Origin of the sequence: Pseudoalteromonas phenolica (assembly GCF_005886345.1) — a bacterium.
Classification (GTDB): domain Bacteria; phylum Pseudomonadota; class Gammaproteobacteria; order Enterobacterales; family Alteromonadaceae; genus Pseudoalteromonas; species Pseudoalteromonas phenolica_A.
Genome location: NZ_PNEC01000028.1, coordinates 1 through 1,579, shown reverse-complemented (window position 1 = coordinate 1,579; position 1,579 = coordinate 1). Strand labels below are relative to the sequence as shown.

Sequence of the window (1,579 nt, the reverse complement as noted above, 5' to 3'; positions counted from 1 at the left end):
CCAACGGTATAGCATGATGGGGTGTATGCAAAGCGCTTCTGCTACATCTTTTGCTCGAATGTTATCTATTTTGCTCAATGCAACAGCAGTTGCTTTAAACTCATCAGTGTAAAAATTGTAGTGTTTCCTTCGTGCCACCTGACACCTCCATAGTTATATGAAGATGTGTGCATTAGCGGATCAAGGTCCGTCCTTTGGTTAAAGCGTTTGTTATACGATTTATATCGCTTGATATAATTCGTTCGGTATTTGATAAAAAGATTGCTTACCTTGCTTTGAAAGTTTTAATTCCTCAGTTTTAAACTGCATAGTCCAATCATAACCCTCTTCGTCATTTGCAGGGTCAAAATGTATTTGAGATTTTTGAATTAACCCAGAAAGCGCATACTTTTGTAAAAATTTAATTGCATGCCATTGGCTTAGTTCATACTCATCAATATCCGCTTCCAGTTCATATCGACAGAAATATCCAGGCCCAGCCATCCAAAAAGCTCTCAACTTTGTAGCGGGATCAGTTTTAGGGTGCTTAATAATTGCATCTATACCAGCAATTCCGCAGCCCCAATTAAATTCTCGTAGCATTAAATCAAATTCATAAGGTGATTCAACGCTATCAAGTAGCTCATTTAAATTTGATTCTGTTCTGGATTCACTCTCATCCACCCATTCATCATGAATAAAAGAGTTTACTCTTTCCATTTGTTCAGAACTTAAATTCACTTCGACCTCAAGAATCGTATAACGCCCTAATAACAGGCAAAAAATTGTTTGCTAAAATGTTGAGGGACGAAAACAGCAAACTGTTTTTTGTCCTTGTTTATTAGCTTGTTAGGCATTTTTATAGTTGAACCATATTTTAAAATATAGTAGAGCAAGAATACCCTCAGTGATAACAGCAAGTAAAATACCTATACCTGCAAACCCACGGAGGTATTCAGTAATCCCAAGCAAAGCCAACGCAAGCATTGAAATAGTTAGACCTAAACAAATTGCCTGCCTAGATTCAGAATGGGAAGCATTCCGACCGGCCCAAGTTAATACTGAGATCCCGAGAAATAACATTGCAGCCCTTCTTCCAATAAAGAATGCAGAGCTATTTTCATCGATATTAAACAGCATAAATATTACTTCGGGAAAAAGTATAAGAACTATACATAAAACAAATGCAATTACCGCGGTAATTACACTCACAACCTTAAATTTAATCATGTTCACCCTGAATGCCTAACGCCCGATTAACGGGTAAAAATTGTGGGCTAAAATTGAGCGAAGCGAATAGCCCGCAAGTTTTTTATCCCTGTTTAATTGCTTGTTATGCGTTGACACTCAAAATTAGAAGCGCTTGCGCCTGCACCAACGAGCTAAACTTTTATTTATAAAAACACTCACCGAACCAAAAATTGCAAAGAAGCGCTCTACTGGTGAATGACCTTTCTGGTCACAGCTTAAATTGAAAAACGAAAAGCCAAGACCAACTTAAAATTTGATGACGCCACTGTACCTAAAAGCTGATTTAAAGGAAAGAGTTGAAGTAAAAACCGTTTTAAAGACAGCGATTTAAAGTGACGCATAACGCCTT

General features: G+C 37.4%; 2 protein-coding genes. Both read right to left on the bottom strand.

The genetic code is table 11. The features are described 5' to 3' along the window. Positions 1-219: 219 nt before the first annotated feature. Positions 220-720 carry a DUF4274 domain-containing protein gene (locus CWB72_RS11895; protein WP_138631636.1) on the bottom strand — a complete coding sequence of 167 codons (501 nt, stop codon included), beginning with the start codon at positions 718-720 and terminating at the stop codon, positions 220-222. A gap of 108 nt (positions 721-828) precedes the next feature. After that, complete coding sequence (locus CWB72_RS11890) at positions 829-1,209, bottom strand: hypothetical protein (protein ID WP_107286946.1); 381 nt, start codon at positions 1,207-1,209, stop codon at positions 829-831. Positions 1,210-1,579: the final 370 nt, after the last annotated feature.

Coding starts and splice junctions, on each gene's coding strand:
- CWB72_RS11890 (WP_107286946.1), bottom strand. CDS start 1,209: ATGATTAAATTTAAGGTTGTGAGTGTAATTACCGCGGTAATTGCATTT.